18 protein-coding genes are annotated in these 21,083 nt (G+C 38.0%); 11 read left to right on the forward strand and 7 right to left on the reverse strand.

The window, feature by feature from the left end:
* Positions 1 to 3: 3 nt before the first annotated feature.
* From BN6559_RS09600 to BN6559_RS09610, 3 genes are all read right to left on the reverse strand, one after another.
* A complete protein-coding gene (locus BN6559_RS09600; RefSeq protein ID WP_110954508.1) occupies positions 4 to 1,353 on the reverse strand; it encodes an AAA family ATPase in 1,350 nt (449 codons plus the stop codon).
* A 743-nt stretch (positions 1,354 to 2,096) separates the two neighbouring features.
* Positions 2,097 to 2,528, reverse strand: a complete 432-nt coding sequence (locus BN6559_RS09605) for a VOC family protein (protein WP_110954509.1) — start codon at positions 2,526 to 2,528, stop codon at positions 2,097 to 2,099.
* 52 nt (positions 2,529 to 2,580) lie between these two features.
* Positions 2,581 to 3,318 (reverse strand): FadR/GntR family transcriptional regulator, encoded by a 738-nt coding sequence (locus BN6559_RS09610; RefSeq protein ID WP_110954510.1) that lies wholly within the window; start codon positions 3,316 to 3,318, stop codon positions 2,581 to 2,583.
* 344 nt (positions 3,319 to 3,662) lie between these two features.
* On the opposite strand from BN6559_RS09610, the gene BN6559_RS09615 reads away from it, so the two are divergent.
* From BN6559_RS09615 to BN6559_RS09630, 4 genes are all read left to right on the forward strand, one after another.
* Positions 3,663 to 4,982 carry an MFS transporter gene (locus tag BN6559_RS09615; RefSeq protein ID WP_199883898.1) on the forward strand — a complete coding sequence of 440 codons (1,320 nt, stop codon included), beginning with the start codon at positions 3,663 to 3,665 and terminating at the stop codon, positions 4,980 to 4,982.
* A 101-nt stretch (positions 4,983 to 5,083) separates the two neighbouring features.
* A complete protein-coding gene (locus BN6559_RS09620; RefSeq protein ID WP_110954511.1) occupies positions 5,084 to 6,091 on the forward strand; it encodes a C-terminal binding protein in 1,008 nt (335 codons plus the stop codon).
* An 87-nt stretch (positions 6,092 to 6,178) separates the two neighbouring features.
* The gene (gene fabG / locus BN6559_RS09625; RefSeq protein WP_110954512.1) at positions 6,179 to 6,946 is read left to right on the forward strand and encodes a 3-oxoacyl-ACP reductase FabG; all 768 of its coding nucleotides are present in this window, start codon (positions 6,179 to 6,181) and stop codon (positions 6,944 to 6,946) included.
* Between the two features lie 11 nt (positions 6,947 to 6,957).
* Positions 6,958 to 7,410, forward strand: a complete 453-nt coding sequence (locus tag BN6559_RS09630; RefSeq protein WP_267886727.1) for an HIT family protein — start codon at positions 6,958 to 6,960, stop codon at positions 7,408 to 7,410.
* A 201-nt stretch (positions 7,411 to 7,611) separates the two neighbouring features.
* Here BN6559_RS09630 and BN6559_RS09635 read toward each other — a convergent pair whose 3' ends face one another.
* Positions 7,612 to 8,526 (reverse strand): LysR family transcriptional regulator, encoded by a 915-nt coding sequence (locus BN6559_RS09635; RefSeq protein ID WP_110954514.1) that lies wholly within the window; start codon positions 8,524 to 8,526, stop codon positions 7,612 to 7,614.
* A gap of 300 nt (positions 8,527 to 8,826) precedes the next feature.
* Here BN6559_RS09635 and ttdA point away from each other — a divergent pair, with 300 nt between their 5' ends.
* The 4 genes from ttdA to BN6559_RS09655 all read left to right on the forward strand — a co-directional run bounded on the left by ttdA (position 8,827) and on the right by BN6559_RS09655 (position 13,690).
* On the forward strand, positions 8,827 to 9,726 hold the full coding sequence (ttdA, locus tag BN6559_RS09640; protein WP_110954515.1) for a L(+)-tartrate dehydratase subunit alpha: 900 nt from the start codon (positions 8,827 to 8,829) through the stop codon (positions 9,724 to 9,726).
* The gene (gene ttdB, locus BN6559_RS09645; protein ID WP_110954516.1) at positions 9,726 to 10,337 is read left to right on the forward strand and encodes a L(+)-tartrate dehydratase subunit beta; all 612 of its coding nucleotides are present in this window, start codon (positions 9,726 to 9,728) and stop codon (positions 10,335 to 10,337) included. The genes ttdA and ttdB overlap by 1 nt, the downstream gene beginning before the upstream one ends.
* A 402-nt stretch (positions 10,338 to 10,739) precedes the next feature.
* Positions 10,740 to 12,344 (forward strand): hypothetical protein, encoded by a 1,605-nt coding sequence (locus BN6559_RS09650; protein ID WP_110954517.1) that lies wholly within the window; start codon positions 10,740 to 10,742, stop codon positions 12,342 to 12,344.
* A 119-nt stretch (positions 12,345 to 12,463) separates the two neighbouring features.
* A complete protein-coding gene (locus tag BN6559_RS09655; protein WP_199883900.1) occupies positions 12,464 to 13,690 on the forward strand; it encodes a purple acid phosphatase family protein in 1,227 nt (408 codons plus the stop codon).
* Positions 13,691 to 13,755: 65 nt separating this feature from the next.
* Here BN6559_RS09655 and BN6559_RS09660 read toward each other — a convergent pair whose 3' ends face one another.
* Positions 13,756 to 14,565, reverse strand: a complete 810-nt coding sequence (locus tag BN6559_RS09660) for a YitT family protein (protein ID WP_234407917.1) — start codon at positions 14,563 to 14,565, stop codon at positions 13,756 to 13,758.
* A gap of 472 nt (positions 14,566 to 15,037) precedes the next feature.
* On the opposite strand from BN6559_RS09660, the gene BN6559_RS09665 reads away from it, so the two are divergent.
* Genes BN6559_RS09665 through BN6559_RS09675 form a run of 3 tightly spaced genes read left to right on the forward strand, consistent with a single transcriptional unit; the run spans position 15,038 to position 18,595 of the window.
* Positions 15,038 to 15,799 carry a DeoR/GlpR family DNA-binding transcription regulator gene (locus BN6559_RS09665; RefSeq protein WP_234407825.1) on the forward strand — a complete coding sequence of 254 codons (762 nt, stop codon included), beginning with the start codon at positions 15,038 to 15,040 and terminating at the stop codon, positions 15,797 to 15,799.
* On the forward strand, positions 15,796 to 16,701 hold the full coding sequence (pfkB, locus tag BN6559_RS09670; RefSeq protein WP_110954520.1) for a 1-phosphofructokinase: 906 nt from the start codon (positions 15,796 to 15,798) through the stop codon (positions 16,699 to 16,701). The genes BN6559_RS09665 and pfkB overlap by 4 nt, the downstream gene beginning before the upstream one ends.
* 13 nt (positions 16,702 to 16,714) lie before the next feature.
* Positions 16,715 to 18,595, forward strand: coding sequence for a PTS fructose transporter subunit IIABC (locus BN6559_RS09675; RefSeq protein ID WP_110954521.1), 1,881 nt, complete (start codon positions 16,715 to 16,717; stop codon positions 18,593 to 18,595).
* 62 nt (positions 18,596 to 18,657) lie between these two features.
* Here BN6559_RS09675 and BN6559_RS09680 read toward each other — a convergent pair whose 3' ends face one another.
* Both BN6559_RS09680 and BN6559_RS09685 read right to left on the reverse strand, forming a co-directional pair.
* Positions 18,658 to 20,178 carry a phosphohexomutase domain-containing protein gene (locus BN6559_RS09680; protein ID WP_110954522.1) on the reverse strand — a complete coding sequence of 507 codons (1,521 nt, stop codon included), beginning with the start codon at positions 20,176 to 20,178 and terminating at the stop codon, positions 18,658 to 18,660.
* Positions 20,179 to 20,396: 218 nt separating this feature from the next.
* Complete coding sequence (locus tag BN6559_RS09685; RefSeq protein ID WP_110954523.1) at positions 20,397 to 21,056, reverse strand: MgtC/SapB family protein; 660 nt, start codon at positions 21,054 to 21,056, stop codon at positions 20,397 to 20,399.
* Positions 21,057 to 21,083 lie beyond the last annotated feature (27 nt).

Here is a 21,083-nt window from a genome sequence, read left to right on the forward strand (position 1 = left end):
TCTTTATACCTCTTCGAAATTTGGAATTGCATTATATCTACCCATTAAGTAAGATTTATCTATTTTCTTATCAAATCGTTCATTAAATTGTTCTAAAGAATATATTTCAGATTCATGATTTACATTTTTATTTACAAACCAAATTTCATCACGTCTTAATAAATCGAGGTTAAGTAATCGAGATTCATGTGTAGTTACAATTAGTTGTATATTCTTTTTTCCTAATGAATTAAGATATAAGTCAATAAATTTATATGTTAAATTCGGGTGAAGACTTCTATCAATTTCATCTATTACATATACTTTGTTGTTATTTTCTGTAAATAATATTTCAGCGAGTTCTAAAATTCGTCTTGTCCCATCCGATTCTTCACATATATTGAATGATCCATGGGAACCGTGCTCAAACTCAATAGTTTTTGTTGTAATATTGAAATTTTCATCTATCTCAAATATATAAAAATCTCTATTTCCTCTTATAACAAATCCTGATTTTAAATGAGGATTTGTTTCTTTTTTTGAACGCACAATTTTTTTTTCTATATCATCATGGACTTTTTTTAATATTTTATCTGGTATAGAATTGGCAATTTCCTCTGGTTTAGCATCAATAATTTTAAAGTTAGTTATACCAGTACTAAATTTAGCAATTGCATTACATATTTCTTCAGTATTAGAATTAGTCATAAAATAGGAATAATTTGAGAATGGACTGTCAGGATAATTAATATCCAGCTCATGCTTAAACCAATTATAAATTTTTTTGAAGATAATTAATTCTGAATTTGTTTTATATAATTCAGATTTATCTCTATTCATAACGCTCAAAAATAATGTAGATTCATCTGTTTTAATATCATCAAAATATATATGTATGCGATTAACAATATCTTCTTTTTTTAAATATTTACCAATTGAATGATTATTTTCTAATAAATTTCTAGTGAATATAGTAATTAAATTATTTTGATTTACTTCATGCAACCATTCTTTTGTAATGCTATTTTCGCTAAGTAAAATTTCAAAACCGTAATTATAAAATTGATTATCTATTTTAATTTCAAATTCAAAATGACTAACTTTGTTTTTATTTTGTTCCGTCGTTCTATTATATTTTTGAATAAATCCTTTTGGAATTCCATTAATAATCACTTGCTTAGCAAAATCTAGCGCATTGATAAAATTGGATTTACCAGAAGCATTCGCTCCATATAAGGCACTAAATCTTAACATCTTTATTTTCTTGCTAATTAATAAATGTTCACGGTGGCCTCTAACCTTCCCTGCAACCATATTAAATTCTTGTATTGATCCGAACGACATAAAATTTCCAATTAACACCTTTATAAGCATTGGGATTCCTCCTAATTTATCGCTAACTAAATTATATGTGAAAAAATCACATTTGTAAATATAAAAATTTATAATTTAACCATTTACCATCATTTAAATACGAAAAAATCACATTAAGTTAAAGCAAAGTGCACTTTTCCATTTCAAAATTCAGTAAACAACGAGCCAATCTTCTCATATTATTACATTTATGTCCATTATAGTAATTGGTTATTTTTTTAACTCATAATTCAGTGTATTTCTGCACAAAACTAGATATTCTACCATTAATTTTTTAAAAGCAAGCAAACTGTTACCGAACTCCATTTCATATTTTCATTAGAAGGTTAAATCACTTCGTAATGATATTCTTTTAGTTTCTCATTCGGTGTTTCAAAGCGAAGTAACCTCCCTGTTCATATTCATACACAAATTTCACTGTTGCCGTAACCTTATCGCCTAAATATACCAGCACTGAACATCGACTACTTGGTCAGCCTTGCTCAATATCACAGTAAAAGAATTTTGTACTTAATTTTTCAATAATTTCTGTAACAAGCGAAAAATTATTTTTCTGTTTTTTCATCTTCACATCCGTTAGTAATAATAACGCTACTTTATCGATTCCTAATGATAGCAAGATATTTTTCGTTTCATAACCATAATATCGTAAATGAGTTACTCTAATTGCGTCTTTAAGCGAACAATGGTAAATTGACCTTTAATCTGTTCTTCCTACATGAAAAACAAAAATGATATGCGTTCTACAATTGCAGCATATCATTTTCATCAAAAGTAAAATCTGGTCCCCATGCAACTTCCCAATAGTACCCATCCGGATCAGAAAAATAAGCATGATATCCACCCCAGAAAACATCTTCTGGTTCTTTTACAATCTTTGCGCCCGATTTTCTCGCCAATTCAATAATTGTATGAACTTCTTCTTTATTTTTAGCATTGTAGGCAAGCGTAATTCCTCCGAAACCACTGGCAATTTCAGGGGGATTCTTGGCATCAATATCTTTTGCCAACAGTTCCAATGGGTACAGCTCAAGCTTAGTCCCCGATGTACTAAAAAATACAACTTCAGGATTTACGCCTTTTTCATCCGTTTGGAATCCCAGACCATCCCGATAAAATCGAATTGATTTTTCCATATTTCTTACGCCAAGACAAACGATATTCATTCTATTCATTGCAGCATTCTCCTTATATTTTTATTATTTATGCATATTTTTTCGTTACTCTCTATGAAATCTCCTGTGTTTCCATCGATGCAGCTTCCCTTGTTCCCGCTTTTTTTAGTTTATCAGCGATATATTCACGCAAGAGACTTATGTGTATCATCATAGAATTGGATGCACTGATTGGATCGCCATTTATAATGGCATCGATCGTTTTTCGATGATAAACCAGTGTATTATTATCACGCAGCGAATCTGCCGTGGCAATAATATTTCTCTTGATTGATGTATTGATGATATAGGATAAATTACTAATCACATTATTCCTGCTCGCTTCTGCGATCAATTTATGTAACTCAATATCTTCTTCTTGATAAACTTGTTGTTCTTTGATCAGTGCTTCTACGACCAAACATTGTTTTTCCAATTGTATTCGCTGCTTAGGCGTAGCATGCAAGGCCGCAAGCATAGCTGCCTGTGGTTCGATTAAAGCTCTGACATCGAGTAAATCCAAAGCTAAACGATCATCGTTATAAATAAAAGTAAGCCCCAGTGGATCATCGGGAATTCCGCATTTATGAGAAACGAATGCCCCCGACCCCTGTCTGATATCCAAGATATTACGCGCACTCATGATTTTAAAAGCCTCGCGTAAAGTCGACCGTCCGACGCCCAAATATTTTAGCATTTCATTTTCCGTCGGCATTTTATCGCCAGGCATCATTTTATTTGAAGTTATGTATTCTATAATTCTATTCGCTGTTAGTTCCGCCATAGACGGTTCATGTGCTTTTCTACTCATCGTATGATTCCCTCTTCTATTTTTCGTATTTTCGTCATATTTAAAATAATTTTATTATAAACGGAACAATCCTGCAATATTTATACGATGACCTCGAATTAATCATCAGACGAATATTGTCATTTTCATGTTTTAATTATTAAAAATTTTCTAAATTTATTGACTAATCGTAATATTAGCATTAATATATTACATATATTCATCAGATGAATTTTAAGTAAATATGGGATGATTTTATTGCATGCAAAGAAATCCCATATGTTTTTCTATTGGACGGCATCCTGTTTTGCCGGTTTATCACCTGCTTTCTAAAAACTAAATAAACATAAAGAGAGGGTATCCGAATGAAAGATCAACTTAACGTACAACCTCTAGGTCAAAGTGAAGTAATGAATTGTGTTCCAGAAAAAGTGGGAAAAACACGTTATGTAATTGCAATTTTAATGCTGGGAGCCGTTGCGATCAACTATCTTGACCGTACAATTATTTCTGCAGCCGCGCCAATCATTATGCAAGATTTAAATATGGGTCCTACAGAAATGGGATTTGTTATGTCAGCATTTTTCTTCGCCTATATGCCGTGTCAAATACCGTCTGGCTGGCTAGCCGATAAAATCGGGCAGCGAATTTGTCTGACCGTTGGCATCATCTGGTGGTCTGTCATGACGATGGCGACTGCCGGTGCAAAATCCATAGGTGCTTTATTTGGAATTCGCTTTCTCATGGGTGCCGGTGAAGCAACAGTATATCCCTGTAATACAGGTATTGCTGCAAAATGGTTTCCCGACAATGAACGTGGTCGCGTAACCGCCCTATTTGATAGCGGCAGTAAGTTTGGTACAGCCTTTGCCATGCCATTTGTCGCATGGATGATCAGTTTATATGGTTGGCAATTCCCCTTTATTGTCTGCGGGGCAATTGGTATTTTATTCGCGGGTATTTGGTATTTTTACTATCAGGATCCAGAAAAACATAAATTCATAAAAGCACGTGAACTTGAATATATTCGTCAGGGACAAATAAAAAAAGAAGGCATTGATAAAGTTCAGCCGATGAAATGGTATCAACTGCTGAAATATCGTAATGTACTAGCTATGTGTTCAGCATTATTCCTTTACAATTATGTCATGTTCTTCTTCGTGACATGGTTCCCTACTTATTTGATTCAAGTACGCGGTATGGCACTCATGACAATGGGCTGGCTTGCAATGCTGCCGCCATTATGCGGTATTGTCGCCCAATGGTGTGGCGGAATTTTTACGGACTGGATCTACAATAAAACCGGAAATCTAACGCTCTCGAGAAAAATCAATTTAGTTGCAGGTCTCCTCTTAGCTTCCGTCATTCTAGGCGTTGATTTTGTTGAGTCCAATACTGCCACCATCGTATTATTTTGTCTCGCTTATGCTGGTATGTCATTTGCTGCTTCCGTACATTGGTGTCTGCCAAGCGATATTGCACCCCGTAATATGACCTCAGTACTTGGCGGCATTCAAAACACTTTTTCGGGTGTCAGCGGTATTCTAGGGCCCGTGGTTACCGGTTATTTCGTTGCTGTAAGCGGTTCTTTTACGATTCCATTCTTCATCGCCGGCACAGCTTGTTTCGCAGCAGCAGCGATTTATGCTTTTGTACTAAAAGATATTAAACCAATCACAGTTTAATCGTCATAAACTTTTCTGTTAAAAGACTACATATCGATCTGTATCCTTTCAACCACAATGCTAAACTAATCCGTTCAAAAATTTTTATGAGGTGATTTGGTATGGAAAAATTCAAGGTATATGTAACAGATTATGAATATGCATCTTTAGACGAAGAAAAAACAGAACTAGAAAAAATCGGTGCAAAATTAATTCCTCAGCAATGCAAAACAGAAGAAGAGATTATGCAGCATTGCGCTGACGCCGACGGACTGTTAAACCAATATGCTCCAATTACCCGAAAAGTAATGAAAGCGTTACCGCATCTAAAAGTAATCTGCCGCTATGGAGTCGGTGTCAATACGATTGACTTAGATGCAGCAACAGAGTTTGGCATCTGCGTATTAAATGTGCCGGACTACGGGGTTGATGAAGTTTCTAATCATGCATTTGCCCTCCTAATCGCTTGCGCCCGCAAACTCACACTTTTACATCAGCAGGTACAGTCCAAGGGTTGGGATTATAAAATCAGCAAACCCATTTATCGGCTCAGCGGACAGAAACTAGGGCTACTCGGATTCGGAAGAATTGCAAAAGCTTTGGCGAAAAAAGCGCAGGCATTTAACCTCAAACTTTTAGTTTATGATCCTTTTGTAAAAGAAAGTGATGCCGCTTTATTGGGCGCTAAACTTTTATCTCTGGAAGAGGTATTAACAGAAGCAGATTTTATTTCAGTTCATGTTCCATTAAGCAAAGAAACCTATCATATGCTCGGAGAAAAAGAATTTGGCATGATGAAAAACACCGCTATCATTATCAACACTTCCCGCGGCCCACTCATCGATGAAGCAGCCTTGTCAAAAGCCTTAGCACATAAACAGCTTGCCGGTGCCGGTTTGGATGTAACAGAAGAAGAGCCGTTAGCAACGTCCAGCCCGCTGCTCGGACAATCAAATGTTATCATTACACCACATGTGGCCTGGTACTCAGAACAGGCAGAAATAGATTTAAAAACGAAGGCAGCACAAGGTATTGCTGATGTGCTTGCGGGATATTATCCTGCCGCATTGGTAAATCAGGAGGTCTCACCTAAACAGACTTTAGTAAAAGCACCAGCGAGAAGGTCATAAATATCAGCAGTCTCCTTATTATTTTTGAACACCAATTGGATGTATACTATATATAGATTTTAAATAAACAGAAAGAGGTCAAATACTATGTCTTTTATGGAGCAATTTTATTTAAACGGAAAATGTGCACTTGTCACCGGAGGTACAAGAGGTTTGGGCAGAGGAATGGCAGAAGCATTATGTGAAGCAGGTGCAGAGGTTGTCATTCTTTCATCCAGCGATGAAGTTTTCAAAACCGCCCAGCAGTTGCGTGAAAAAGGCCATCGTATTCAAGGAATACAAGGAAATTTAATGAATCGCGATGAAATCAATGCGGTATTTGATAAAGCACTTGATCTGCTGCACGGAAAAATTGATATTTTAATCAATAATGCCGGTATCCAGCGCCGTAATCCATGCGAAGATTTTTCTTTAACTGATTGGGATGATGTCATAAATGTCAATTTAAATGCTGTTTTTCAACTTTGCCAACTTGCCGGTAGAAAAATGCTCGCACAAAAATCCGGAAAAATCATTAATGTAGCTTCTATGTTGAGTTTTTTCGGCGGCTATACCGTGCCGGCATATGCAGCAAGTAAAGGCGGTGTTGTACAATTGACCAAAGCATTGTCTAATGAGTGGGCGGGACAGGGTGTGCATGTGAACGCCATCGCCCCAGGTTATATGGCAACAGAGATGAATACAGCTTTAATGCAGGATGAGAAAAGAAATACCGAAATTTTAGCACGTATACCGATTGGTCGCTGGGGCACACCAGAAGATGTAAAAGGTCTTACTGTTTTTCTTGCCTCATCCGTTTCCGACTATATTAACGGCGCAGTCATTCCCATTGATGGTGGATACCTTGCAAAGTAAATCCGCCTAAAATTAAAAATACAGAAAAGAGGCTTTGCAAAATGAGCGAAGATTGTTTTTATTGCCAAAATGATCAAAACTTAAAAAATTTGATGATTGAACTATGTTCTTTAAAAACCTCCACCTTATATTTATTTAGAGAACAAACCTACCAAGGCCGATGTATTGTTGCTTATAAAGGGCATGTAAATGAATTATTTGAGTTATCGGAAACAGAACTGGAACTTTTTATGCAAGACGTTGCCAATGCCGCCCAGGCTGTAAAAAAAGCTTTTTCAGCCGATAAAATAAATTACGGCGCGTATTCAGATAAGCTCGCCCATCTTCACTTTCATATCGTTCCCAAATATAAAAATGCGCCGAATTGGGGCGGCACTTTTGAAATGATGCCTGCAAATAAGGTCTTGCTTGATGATGCAGCATATCAAAAAATCAGTGAAAAAATTCAGGCTTATTTAAAATAATTAAGGCAAACGTATCTATACCTGTTCCGCCAACATCCTAACCAATTACAAAAGACGAATTCTGAAGATAGAATAATCCATCCTATCTTAGAATTCGTCTTTATTATTTTCTCTGATGCCTGCCCTGCTCTAATATCTCGATGTCTACAAGCGGTGCGATTCTTTGCAGTTCTTACAGTATCTGCTCATGCTCCTTTAAAGTTATCGCAAAGACTCCTTCATTAAGCGAATAAATTCTATGGCAGCCTTAGATAGATAGCGGTTTTTGCAATAGGCGACAATGACCGTGCGGAACGGTTTTGAGGAAAGCGAGAAATAACAAGGATTTTTGTCGAGATTACTAGCACGAATCAACGTATCTGGTAGTAAAGCTGCTCCCATTCCAGCACCTACGAGTGCCTGCGCCACATTCATACTTTGCGTTTCGAGCAGAATTTTCGGCTTAAAATTTGCTTTATTGCATAAATCAAATAAAGTTTCATGAATTTTTTGACCTTGATCCATGAAAATAAAAGGCGTATCACTGATCTCTTCCAGCTTTATTTGAGGTGGATTTTGATAGTCTCCCGGTTGGCTGTGATGCTTAACACAAAGTGGATGACTCGGGGGCAAAGCAAGAAGCAGTTCTTCCTGAAATAGTTCTTCATAATCGAAGAGTTTTGTATTGATCGGTAAAAGTGATATTGAAAAATCCGTCAAACCACTTAATGCAAGAGACTCTAAACGAAGCGTCGTATCTTCCTTTAAAATAAGTTCCACCCCAGGAAACCGTTGTTCAAAGACAGGAATAATCTGCGCCATTAAATAGGTACTGCGGAACGGTGAACTGCCGATCGTCAAACGCCCACGACGCAAATTAGCAATATCATCTGCCTGTTTTGTAAATTGATCATTTAAATCTATTATTTTTTTCGCCATCTCGATATATAATTCACCAACATAGGTCAGCTTTAATGGTGTGCAGCTTCTGTCAAACAAGGAAAAGCCAATTTTATCTTCTAATTTTAGAATGAGTTGACTCAATGAGGGCTGTGAAATATAAAGCTTTTTGGCTGCCAAAGAGAAGCTTTTTTCTTCGCTTACTGTGAGAACATATTTTAAATGGCGATATTCCATTCGTTTATCGACTCCTTTGATTATATGAAAAATCCTATAATGATTATAAATTTTTTCATATTCGACTTATAACCAAGTATAAATTATACTTTAAATTGTGTAAAGGAATGTGCAACGCCGCGCATAAAAAACAGATTTTTCTTACTATTTATGAAGTGATTTATCATACAAAACACATCATCTAATACTATAAAATCCGGAGGAATTATTTTTTGATTATAAGGTCTTTAAAGCAATGGTCATAATAAATCTAATTGTCTTCCTAGCAGGAAAGTATAATACAGAAAGAGGTTGATATTGATGAATAAGGAAGAAGTCGTATCGCGTTTAACAGATACAATTGCTAAGGTTGTAGCGTATACAGGCAAAGTATTACCAGATGATGTGAAAAAAAAGTTGAAGGAACTTGGTAAAGAGGAAGATGCTCCACTTTCAAAAGTTATCTATGAAACGATGTTTAAAAATCAGGAGCTTGCCATAGAATTAAATCGACCAAGCTGCCAAGATACAGGAGCGATTCAATTTTTCATCAAGTGTGGTGCAAATTTTCCTTATATAAATGAAATAGAGGAATCCTTGCGTCAATCCGTGTTACAGGCTACCGAGGATGCTCCATTGCGTCATAATAGTGTAGAAACATTTGATGAATATAACACAGGTAAAAATATAGGAAAAGGTGTTCCAACATTATTTTGGGATATCATTCCAAATAATGACAAGCTTGAAATTGATACGTACATGGCCGGCGGCGGTTGCAGCTTACCCGGGAAAGCTATGGTGCTCATGCCCGGCGAAGGTTATGAGGGCGTAACACGTTTTGTCATGGATGTGATGACAAGTTACGGATTGAATGCTTGTCCGCCATTATTAGTCGGCGTTGGTATTGCAACATCGGTAGAAACCGCAGCTGTCCTTTCAAAAAAAGCTTTGATGCGACCGCTTGGCAGTCATAATCCGAATGCGCGGGCCGCTTCAATGGAAAAACTATTAGAGAATGGGATTAATAAAATTGGACTTGGCCCACAGGGCCTAACAGGAAAAAACTCGGTACTTGGTGTTCATATTGAAAATACGGCGAGACATCCATCGGTTATCGGTGTCGCTGTAAATGTGGGTTGCTGGTCACATCGACGTGGACATGTCATATTTGATCGAGAGCTAAATTATACAATTGATTCTCATGCGGAGGTGGATTTCTAATGACAAAGAAAATTTTAACAACGCCGATCAAAGCGGAAGATTTAGAAGATATTAACGTAGGCGATATTGTCTATTTAAACGGTTATATTACAACGTGCCGCGATGTCGCACACCGCCGCCTGATTGAAGAGGGACGAAAACTTCCCGTCGATCTCGATGGCGGAGCCATTTTTCATGCAGGCCCGATTATTCGTCCATTGGGGGATGAAAAATATGAAATGGTATCCGTTGGACCAACGACAAGCATGCGCATGGAAAAATTTGAAGAAGAATTTATTAAACAAACCGGGGTTAAACTCATTGTCGGCAAAGGCGGCATGGGCGATGGCACAATGAAAGGCTGCCAGAAGCATAAGGCACTTCATGCGGTTTTCCCCGCAGGCTGTGCCGTTGTTGCGGCAACTTGTGTTGAAAAAATTGAGTCTGCGAATTGGAAAGATCTTGGCATGCCAGAGACGCTCTGGACTTGTAAAGTGAAAGAATTCGGTCCGCTTATTGTTTCCATTGATACACATGGCCGCAATTTGTTTGAGGAAAACAAAGTTATTTTTAACGAAAAAAAGGAAGAAGCAATTGCCGAAATTTGCGAACAGGTGCGTTTCATTAAGTAAACTGTGATATGGTTATTTGGCATAAGCTCTATTGAGTTTATGCGCATCAAGCTACTAAAAAATAATATTGCTTTTTAAGTTTAAATGATAGCGTGGAAAAAATCCGCGCTATCATTTTTGTATGTATCTATCTCACCTTGCCATTAGAAATTTCCCCTCCTAAACAAGTACAAAAAGACGAATGCTGCATTTGAGACAAGAAATCTTAACTTCAGCATTCGTCTTTAATATGTTCCAGCTTCATATGATATACCAATGGAATAAATCAAACGATTTTATCACAATTGAAATTACATCCTTATACGGCTTGACACAAACTACACTTTTTGCAATAATGGCAGGACTACTTACTTTTATTCTAAATACCGGCAATGGTTTTATCGTCTGAAAGGAGACAGTAACGTGAAGAAATTTTTAGTCTTACTACTATTTTGCATCGGTATATTGGTCGCAGCCTTTTTTTTCTTTTTCCCTTCTGAAAATGGCACTGGAAAGATTGATATCATCTCCCGTGGGAAAATGAATCAATCCTTAATAGAGAACACACAAAAAACAACGGTACTCTTCAAGCAATTTTTAAAAGCTGAGATGAAATTGGAACTTACCCGTGATATCAAGCTGCTCCTTTGTTCTACACAGGAGGAGTACACAAATGTCTTAGCACAAGAAATACATCTACCGAAAGACAAAGCGATGCGGCAAGGTAAGCTTTCAGCGGGAATATCCAATGATAAATTACATATGGTTGCATTGAATGGAGCTGCAAACAAAATGCAGATTCCGCAAAATCTGATTGCCTCAGCCGGGCATGAACTCTTTCATCAAGTACAAGCGCAATTATCCCATAACAACGATGACAAAGGATTGTATTGGCTGAAAGAAGGCACCGCTGATTACATTGGTGCCGCACTGACTGAAAAAAGCGGTTTCCAGAGTCTGGCTGTCTGGCAATTGGACACGATCAATATTTTGCGTAATGCGGACAGTTACGTCTCTGTGTCAGAAATTTCACATATAGACCTAGATTCTTGGACGACGTTAATGGAACAAGAAAAATATCCTTATCAAGTATCTGATTTGATGGTCTGCTATCTACTGTCAAAACAAGACCCCGATAAAAACTTTACATCAATTGCTGACTATTTTCGTCTTTTAAATGACGTAGATGATGAAAAAGCCTTCGAGCAAGCCTTTGGCATTCCACTCGATCAATTTTTAAAAGAATTTCGAACATGGTTCCACAATATAATGGCAGCACCGGCGACCATAGAAGTGATTGCTTCAGCAGATGTTGCACCCGAAACGATAAATGACGTTGAACGTAGTACAAAACTAACGCGCCAATTTTTCCAAAATAACTGGCATAGTGATTTAAGAACTTCACAACGGCTTTTGCTCACAAATAGTAAAGATGAATATCTTCGTTTACTCAAGAAAGAATTTGGTATGCATACCGAAACGAATGGAAAAGACCTGCAAGATAGTATTTGGTTTTTAAACACCAGCAGCACACTCATCGATACAAGTGCACTTCCAGATCGTCATCAAAAAATATTTATGACCTCTACCATCATGACCAAGCGCTTTCAAACACAGCTCGTCTCACCAGATGTACTGGTCACAATGAGTTGGCTTGTAAATGGCAGCGCTTCTGTCGTTGCCGCGCATATCGTTGAAACCGCAGGATTGTATACAATGGAAGATTATAAATATTCTTGGCTTAACAGTTTGCATAAAAAAACGACCTTACCTTATTTGTCAGATTTGCGATCAGAGCAAGATTGGATCTCTGCCACCGATAAATATGGAGCTGATACTGTGTACACACTTTCAGAGCTTGCCGCTTTACACCTCGTAGAACAATACGGATTTGCGTCTTTGCATACATGGCTCGAAACGGTAAAAAGTACAGGAAACACAGAGGAAGCATTTACAAAGGTCTATGGCATATCTTCTTCGCAATACGATTTAGAATTTAAAGACTTTTTAAGAAAACAAGCAAGATAGTTTCTGCCGTTTTCGACAAAATCGCATGCAGACGTGAATTTAGAATGATCCAGTATATTTGGCATATTTCTTTTCATACTATAAAGAGCCATACTCTTCATATCATGAAAGGAGAACTTATGCTTTCTAAAAAATCACGAATCTTTCTATTTCTATTGATTGCATTACTTGGAAGCGGTACCTATTTTACCTTTGGAGAACAATTGGACAGCCCCACTCCACATTATATTACGCAGACGATAACGACAAATTCTAAAACAATGCGCACAATTGCTTGGCAAACTACGCCTTCAGAAGTAATACAAAAAATAGAATACAAAGAAATCAATCAAACCGATGCGTTAAGCCTCCCGGCGAATTCACAAAAACTAACGACAAATGCTGAAGCCATGACCATTCACTCGGTTACACTCACAGATTTATCCCCCAGCACCATCTATACGTATCGTGTGGGCAGTGATAACAACTGGTCTCCTTGGCAGCAGTTTACAACCGAAGATATGGATCCTTCAACTTTTAAAGCGATTATCTTTGGCGATTCACAAAGTTCTGATTACACAGTTTGGAAACAAACCGCGCAAACCGCTTGGTCAAAAAATATGGATGCTGCTTTTTTCATGAATCTTGGCGATTTAGTCGACATCGGCTCTCACTATGATCAATGGAAATCTTGGTTTGACGGTGCCGGTGATATGATTGCTACGATCCCTGTCGCACCAATCAGCGGTAACCATGAAAATTATTTACCTGGCGGCACATATTCCCCTGCATTTTTATATCTTGAATTATTTAATCTGCCCATGAATGGTCCTGATGACTTAAAAGGACAGGCTTATTCCTTTGATTACGGCAATGTCCATTTTGTCGTGTTAGACAGTCAGCTGGAAGAATTGCTGCAATTTCAGCCAGATTTAATTACCAAACAGAAAGCATGGTTGGATAAGAACTTGCAAACAACTTCAAAACCTTGGAAAATCATTTTAATGCATCGCAGTCTATTTAGTTATCCCGACGTCGAAAACTTAAATGAAATAGGTCAGGCATTTGTCCCTATTTTTGATAAATACAAGGTTGACTTGGTCTTTACAGCACATATCCATTCTTATGGCAGAACCTCTCCACTCTTTGATGGAAAACCTGCTAAAGAAGGCACGATTTATATTTCCACAGGGCGCAGCGGAAATATTGCCTGGGCAGAGTCCTTGCAAAAACCGTTTGAGGTGGTATTTGACAGCGCCTTGGATCAACCAAATTACTTGACCTTAGAAATAAATGAAGACTCCCTCAAAGTTACAAGTCTTAAACAAGATGGAACTCTAATCGATACTTTTGAAATGAAAAAATAAAAACTGGAGGCGAGCCATAAATGGCTCGTCTCCAGTTTTCTCCTAGAATCTCTATATAATTCACATTAGTGAATCGCTTTCTTCTTAAATCGTCCACCCATAATATCGTGAACTTCGGTAATCGTCACAAAAGCCGCCTCGTCTTTTTCCGTGACAATTGCCTTCAATTTCTCTACTTCCAATCGAGTAATTACACAATATAGAACTTTCTTTGCATCCCCGGAGTAAGCACCTTCTCCATGAAGAATCGTTACGCCACGCCCCAATCTTGCCATCAGTGCATCTGCAATTTCATCAGGCTCATTGCTTACAATCGTAACACCTTTTGATTCATCAATACCGTCAATTACTGTATCCATCACTTTCGCAATGATAAAATACGCCACCAAAGAGTACATTGCTTTATCCCAAGAAAACACTAATCCAGCGATACTTAGAATAAATAAATTGATGAACATAACGATTTCACCAACGGAGAACCCACTGCGTCTATCCAAAATGATTGCTACAATTTCTGTACCATCCAATGAGCCACCATTCCGGATAATAAAGCCTACACCTAATCCAACCAATATGCCGCCAAAGATCGTTGCCAAAAATAAATCATGTGTAACAACCTCTACCGGATGAAATTGGTTTGTCCAAAAAGCCAAAGAACAAATCGCAAAAATCGAGGAAATTGCGAAAGTCTTGCCAATTTGTTTGTATCCTAAATATAAAAACGGCAAATTAAATAGCACCAAGAAAAAACCTATGGATTGACCACTTAAATAACTCGCCATAATAGATACCCCAACAACGCCGCCATCAATAATATTATTAGGAACTAAAAACATCTCTAAGCCAATCGCTGTAATAATCGATCCAATAAACATAAATAGATATTTTCTAATATAATCCCATGTTTTCTTTTTCTTCGGTTTTGGATTACTAGGTTCAAACGCTGGTTTAATATCTTCTTTAATCTCTTCTTTAATTTCTTCCATTCAGCCACTCTCCTATCTATAATTAACAATCTATTACGATTGTTTTTAACAACCCCCAGTATAATTATACGAATAAATTATTTTTCTTTCCTATATATATTATAAACATAATTTCATAAATACCGCAAATTTGTTTGAAAAAATTTTTTTAATTTTTATGTTATGAATCTTTGTATAATAAAGATTTTTAACGAAAAACATAAAATTATTTAAATAAACAGCGAATAAAATTGATAAAATTAACACAAAACCAAGTTGGTACAAACTGTATTTTTGATTCATTGTGATTGTTTTCGACTATATATTGCATTTATTTGATTGACTTTGGCTATTTGTGGTGATATTCTAATCATGAAAGGACGTGGATACAATTTTAACAGAAGAACGCTATGCAACAATATTGAAAATATTAGAAGAGAAGAAAGCAGTAACCGTCCTTGATTTGACAAAATTACTCAATTCTTCCGAATCTACGATTCGTCGAGATTTAACGGTGCTCCATAATAACGGGAAATTATATAAAGTCTATGGTGGAGCAACCTCAATTGACAATAATTACAGTACCCGTGAAGAAGATGTTTCCACAAAAAAAGATCTGCATCGAGAAGACAAACTGGAAATTGCAAAATATGCTGCGACTCTAATTAAACGAAATGATTTCGTTTATCTGGATGCAGGCACGACAACAGAGTTGATGATTGATTTTATCACGGAAACAAATGCAACTTACGTTACGAATGGAATCTATCATGCCAGCAAATTATCTTCCAGAGGGCTCAATGCTTATATTCTCAGCGGAAAAATAAAAAGTTCCACTGCCGCTATCATCGGTACACAAGCGATGGACAACTTAAAACGCTATAATTTTACCAAAGGTTTTTTCGGTGTAAACGGAATCAGCACAACCGCTGGTTTTAGTACGCCCGATGCAAGTGAAGGTATGATAAAAGCCGAGGCATTAGCAAAATGTAAAAAATCCTATATCCTTGCTGACGCTTCAAAATTTAACAAAATCTCACCGATTACATTTGCTAATATTTCTTGTGCAACAATTATCACGAATGCCTCTGCTGATAAAAAATTTCATGACTATACAACGATTATAGAGGTGAACTCGCTATGATTTATACAGTAACTTTTAATCCATCTCTGGATTACATCGTAAAATTGGATACTTTTACACCAGGTGCAGTCAATCGCACAAAAACAGAGATGATTTATTGTGGTGGCAAAGGAATTAACGTCTCTATCGTATTAAAAAATCTTGGTTTTACTAGCAAAGCACTTGGTTTTATCGCTGGTTTTACCGGTCAGGAAGTAAAGAAACGTTTGCAGCAACTTGGTTGTGAAAGTGATTTTATTGAACTCGATCAAGGTCTTTCTCGCATCAATGTAAAAATTAAAGCCGAAGCAGAAAGTGAAATCAACGGGCAAGGTCCTTTTATCGATGCAATTGCCTTACAAGCATTATTTACGAAATTAGATCATTTATCCGCCGGCGATATATTGGTACTCGCCGGCAGTATTCCAAGTACGCTCCCAAATGATATTTACGAAAAAATCATGGCAAAACTCATGAAAAAAGATGTGCATATCATTGTCGATGCGACTTGCTCTTTATTATTAAATGTTTTAAAATACAAACCTTTCTTAATCAAACCCAATCATCACGAATTGGGTGAAATGTTTGGCGTAACGCTAAACAACGACGAAGAAATCATCACTTACGCTAAAAAGCTGCAAGATCTTGGCGCACAAAATGTACTCATATCGATGGCCGGGGATGGAGCGATCCTCCTGACAAACAAGCAGGATGTTTATAAAAGCCAAGCTCCTAAAGGTAAAGTGATCAATTCCGTCGGCGCAGGTGATTCAATGGTGGCAGGCTTCTTAGCTGGCTATTTAGACAGCGGCGATTTGCAAAAAGCTTTTAAAATGGGCATAGCAACTGGCAGCGCAAGTGCCTTTTCAGAAGAGTTAGCAACAAAAGCCGAAGTTGAAAAACTTTTTAATGCTTTATTATAAGGGGGATATATATATGCGTATTACCGATTTATTAAAAGCTAGCGGCATTGCTTTAGATGCAAAAGTAACCTCAAAATCAGAAGCGATTGATATGCTGGTTGATCTTATGGCAGATACCGGAAACCTATCAGACAAGGAAGCCTATAAAAAGGATGTACTTGCGCGTGAAGCAAGCAGTACCACCGGCATAGGTGAAAGCATTGCAATTCCACATGCCAAAAGCCGTGCTGTAAAAGCAGCCGGACTTGCTGCAATGGTTGTAAAAGACGGTGTCGAGTACGAATCATTAGACGGTCAGCCGGCAAAACTCTTTTTCCTGATTGCGGCACCGGATACTTCTGCTGACTTACATGTTGAAGTACTCAGCCGCTTAGCTACAATCCTTATGGATAGCAATTTCAAAAATAGCTTACTCCATGCAACAAGTGCAGAAGAATTTTTAAAACAAATTGACGAAACAGAAGCAAAAAAATTTCCTGAGGAAGCAAAAAAAGCACCGGATATTCAGCCAGGACAATATCAAATTCTTGCTGTTACTGCTTGTCCGACAGGTATTGCGCATACTTTCATGGCAGCTGAAAAACTTGAACAAACAGCAAAAGAAATGGGTATTTCGATCAAAGTAGAAACCAATGGCTCCGGAGGCGCAAAAAATGTCCTCACTGCTGAAGAAATAAAAAATGCAGATTGTATTATCATTGCTGCTGATAAAAATGTTGAATTAGCACGGTTTAGCGGTAAACCAGTCATTCAGACAAGAGTCGCCGATGGTATCCATAAGGCAAAAGAGTTGCTAGAACGCGCCACAAAAACAAAGGTTCCCGTCTATTACAGTAATACAAAAGAAGCTACGCAGCTAACCGACGAACATGAAAGTTTCGGTCGTCAAATTTATAAACACTTAATGAATGGCGTATCACATATGCTTCCGTTCGTAATTGGCGGCGGTATTTTGATCGCACTTGCATTTTTATTTGACGATTACACGATTGATCCATCAAAGTTTGGTTCCAATACACCATTAGCCGCCTTCCTCATGAAAATCGGCGGAACTGCCTTTGGGTTTATGCTCCCAGTCCTCGCTGGATTCATCGCGATGAGTATCGGAGACCGTCCGGCACTGGCAGTTGGCTTCGTCGGTGGGATGCTTGCTAATAGCGGCGGTTCTGGTTTTCTAGGTGCATTGATCGCCGGATTTGTTGCCGGCTACATCGTGCTAGGGTTAAGAAAACTTTTCTCCGGACTGCCACAATCTCTGGAAGGTTTAAAACCAGTTCTACTATACCCATTCTTTGGTGTTCTTCTCATCGGTGCTATTATTTTATTGATTATCAATCCACCGGTAGGTGCAATTAATGCTTGGATGTCAGATGGTTTAAATTCATTAAGTTCCAGCAGTAAGATTTTTCTTGGCATCTTACTCGGCGGTATGATGGCTGTCGATATGGGCGGCCCAATCAACAAGGCGGCTTACGTATTTGGCACCGCTTCTTTAGCCAATGGACAATACGAAATTATGGCGGCTGTCATGGCCGGCGGTATGGTTCCACCGCTTGCAATCGCACTTTGTACAACTTTCTTTAAAAATCGCTTTACTGAAAGTGAAAGAAAATCAGGTGTGACAAACTATATTATGGGTCTCTCCTTTATTACCGAGGGTGCAATTCCTTTTGCCTCTGCTGACCCAGTTAGAGTTCTTCCTGCATGTATTCTTGGCTCAGCAACAGCAGGCGCACTATCCATGATGTTTAACTGTGCATTACGTGCTCCCCATGGCGGCCTATTTGTCGTACCGGTCATCAGCAATCCATTTGGATATCTAGCGGCCTTGATCATCGGTTCCATCGTAGGTATGCTCGTTTTGGCACTTTTGAAAAAACCACTCCAAAAATAATAGAGAAATAAACAAAAAATCGGTGTTTATGATGAATTACAATCATAAACACCGATTTTATTTTATTTCTTCTGATCTTTAAATACACTCATATCAAGTCCATCAAATCCCGTGAGCAATACCCCAACCTCGTGCAAGATTTTATCACAACCACCTGCATGACGGCTTTCTATATTTAATGGCATATTAGGATCGTGCAATGACATCCGCAATAAAGCCCAGCCATCTTCAAACACAAGACGTACACCTTCAAAAGACGGAGTCGCAATCTGAATATTACGTGCTGAAGCCCGCTCTTCAAACGCCTGCAAAACCTGCTTTCCATAAGCCTGAAAATCAGTTATCCCCTTCATATACAACCGATATTCGCGCGCTTCTTGCGGGTGCCCCAATTTTTCTACCAACGCACCAAGTGGTTTTCCATCACCCTTTAGCCTTGCTGCTGCAATCAGTAATTTGACTGCTAAATATGCTCCATCATCAAGATAATAATTTTCATGGAGTGCTCCATGCCCAGAAGTTTCAATCGCCAATGGAGACACTGTGCCATTTTCATTCAATCGAATACATTCGTTAATAACATTTTTATAGCCTCTCATATAACGATGATGTTTCAAGCCTAGTTCCTTCTCAAGAAAAACTTTAAGTTCATCTGATGTAACCGAATCTGTCACAATCGTACTTCCCGGATAATCTGGCGCAAGAATCGCTGCCATCATCGCAATCAGAGCATTCCGATTAATCTCTTCACCTGTTGATAATACTGCGCTCATGCGGTCAACATCCGTGTCAAAGATAAGACCTAAATCTGCCTTGCTGTTAAGTACCGCACCCTGGATTGCCTGCATAGCCTTCTTATCCTCTGGATTTGGAATATGATTTGGAAACATGCCATCAGGTTCTAAAAAAACACTTCCTGTTATATCTGCACCAAGCTCTTTCAATACCTTTGAAGCAAAGAATCCGCCTCCGCCATTTCCAGCATCAACCACAATGTGCATCCCTTTAAGAGGGTGCATATAATCTGCCGCATTTACACCTGCGCAAATTTTTTCACACAGATACTTGGCATAAATATCAATCAGCGCAAGTTTTTCGACTTCCGCAAGACATCCTTTTTGTGCACGCATTCCCTCAGCACTCTCAAGTACAGCAGTAATATCGCCACGATTCAGACCTCCATGTTTGGTAAAAAATTTAAGACCATTACGATTATAGGGAAGATGACTTGCCGTAATCATAATTGCTCCATCCATCTTGGTTTCCTCAAAAACAATGGACATAAACATCGCCGGTGTCGACGCCAAACCGCAATCCACAGCTTTGCTGCCTTTTGCCGTAATTCCTTCTAAAACACCACATTTTAGCTCAGATGCTGAGATTCTTGAATCATGACCAACCGCAATTTTAATATCAGCAGGATCTTTTCCTAATGTTTGTGCAAGAAAAAGAACAAAGCCTCCCGCAATTCGATTTGCAGTCTCTGGGAACAAATTCACCGGTTCATCGGTGATTCCTTCCACAGCAACACCACGTACATCACTGCCATTTTGAAGTTTCATTATACTCTTACTTGAATTCATTTATACGCTCCTTACTTTTAAAATTACTTTTAGCTCCATTTTTTCTTAACATCATTGCTATATTTCCCAAATTTATCTTCTATGATTAGCTTAAATTTAAATCTTAATTTCGAAAAAGTCAATCTTTTTTATAAAAGCGCAAAATCGTTCAGGTATTTTTTAATCACTGATCGCTACAGAATGATCGCCCGCTGTATTGATCGGTAGATTTCGTTCTATCATCCGATATCAACACCATGAACGCCTTTAAGCTTCATTAAACATTCAGCGATCATAGATGCCTTTGTGCAATCGCTATTTAATGCAATAATTTCAATACAAACCGTGTCTTCGGTATTTTCTTTTATCTGTAACCCCTTAGTTTTAATATGAAGAGATTCTAAACATTTCCCAATCTCACCAATTTGGCCAGGCGTATCATCGGATTCAATCGAAATGACCAAATTTCTTTCATGCGTTACCCAATCATCGAGTCTCGATAGTGTGCCTAACGTTGCAAACACTAAAAACGACGTAAACAGCGCACCCGCATAAAAACCAGCGCCTACGGCTAAACCAACACCAGCAACAACCCAGAGACATGCAGCGGTAGTTAAGCCTCTTACCGTCAGTCCCTCTTTCATAATCGTGCCTGCACCTAAAAACCCAATTCCACTTACCACTTGTGCAGCCAGCCGCGCTGGATCAGCATTTGTTAAACCTTCAACCTGCTGATAAATCTCCTCTGACAATACCATAATTAAACACGATCCTAAACATACCAATATATTTGTACGAAGTCCTGCTGATTTCCTTCTTGATTGTCTCTCATAGCCAATCAAACCACCCAAAAAGCAAGCCAGTACCAATCTTAATAATAATTCCCATTCTGAAACCATCACGATCACCTCTTAATTTTGAAAATA

This window comes from Massilibacillus massiliensis (genome assembly GCF_900086705.1).
GTDB lineage: Bacteria > Bacillota > Negativicutes > FLKF01 > FLKF01 > Massilibacillus > Massilibacillus massiliensis.

Bases quoted from the DNA above. Each gene is read 5' to 3' on its own strand.
- BN6559_RS09600 (WP_110954508.1), bottom strand. From the start codon at position 1,353: ATGCTTATAAAGGTGTTAATTGGAAATTTTATGTCGTTCGGATCAATA.
- BN6559_RS09605 (WP_110954509.1), bottom strand. From the start codon at position 2,528: ATGAATAGAATGAATATCGTTTGTCTTGGCGTAAGAAATATGGAAAAA.
- BN6559_RS09610 (WP_110954510.1), bottom strand. From the start codon at position 3,318: ATGAGTAGAAAAGCACATGAACCGTCTATGGCGGAACTAACAGCGAAT.
- BN6559_RS09615 (WP_199883898.1), top strand. From the start codon at position 3,663: ATGAAAGATCAACTTAACGTACAACCTCTAGGTCAAAGTGAAGTAATG.
- BN6559_RS09620 (WP_110954511.1), top strand. From the start codon at position 5,084: ATGGAAAAATTCAAGGTATATGTAACAGATTATGAATATGCATCTTTA.
- fabG (WP_110954512.1), top strand. From the start codon at position 6,179: ATGTCTTTTATGGAGCAATTTTATTTAAACGGAAAATGTGCACTTGTC.
- BN6559_RS09635 (WP_110954514.1), bottom strand. From the start codon at position 8,526: ATGGAATATCGCCATTTAAAATATGTTCTCACAGTAAGCGAAGAAAAA.
- ttdA (WP_110954515.1), top strand. From the start codon at position 8,827: ATGAATAAGGAAGAAGTCGTATCGCGTTTAACAGATACAATTGCTAAG.
- ttdB (WP_110954516.1), top strand. From the start codon at position 9,726: ATGACAAAGAAAATTTTAACAACGCCGATCAAAGCGGAAGATTTAGAA.
- BN6559_RS09655 (WP_199883900.1), top strand. From the start codon at position 12,464: ATGCTTTCTAAAAAATCACGAATCTTTCTATTTCTATTGATTGCATTA.
- BN6559_RS09660 (WP_234407917.1), bottom strand. From the start codon at position 14,565: ATGTTTATTGGATCGATTATTACAGCGATTGGCTTAGAGATGTTTTTA.
- pfkB (WP_110954520.1), top strand. From the start codon at position 15,796: ATGATTTATACAGTAACTTTTAATCCATCTCTGGATTACATCGTAAAA.
- BN6559_RS09675 (WP_110954521.1), top strand. From the start codon at position 16,715: ATGCGTATTACCGATTTATTAAAAGCTAGCGGCATTGCTTTAGATGCA.
- BN6559_RS09680 (WP_110954522.1), bottom strand. From the start codon at position 20,178: ATGAATTCAAGTAAGAGTATAATGAAACTTCAAAATGGCAGTGATGTA.
- BN6559_RS09685 (WP_110954523.1), bottom strand. From the start codon at position 21,056: ATGGTTTCAGAATGGGAATTATTATTAAGATTGGTACTGGCTTGCTTT.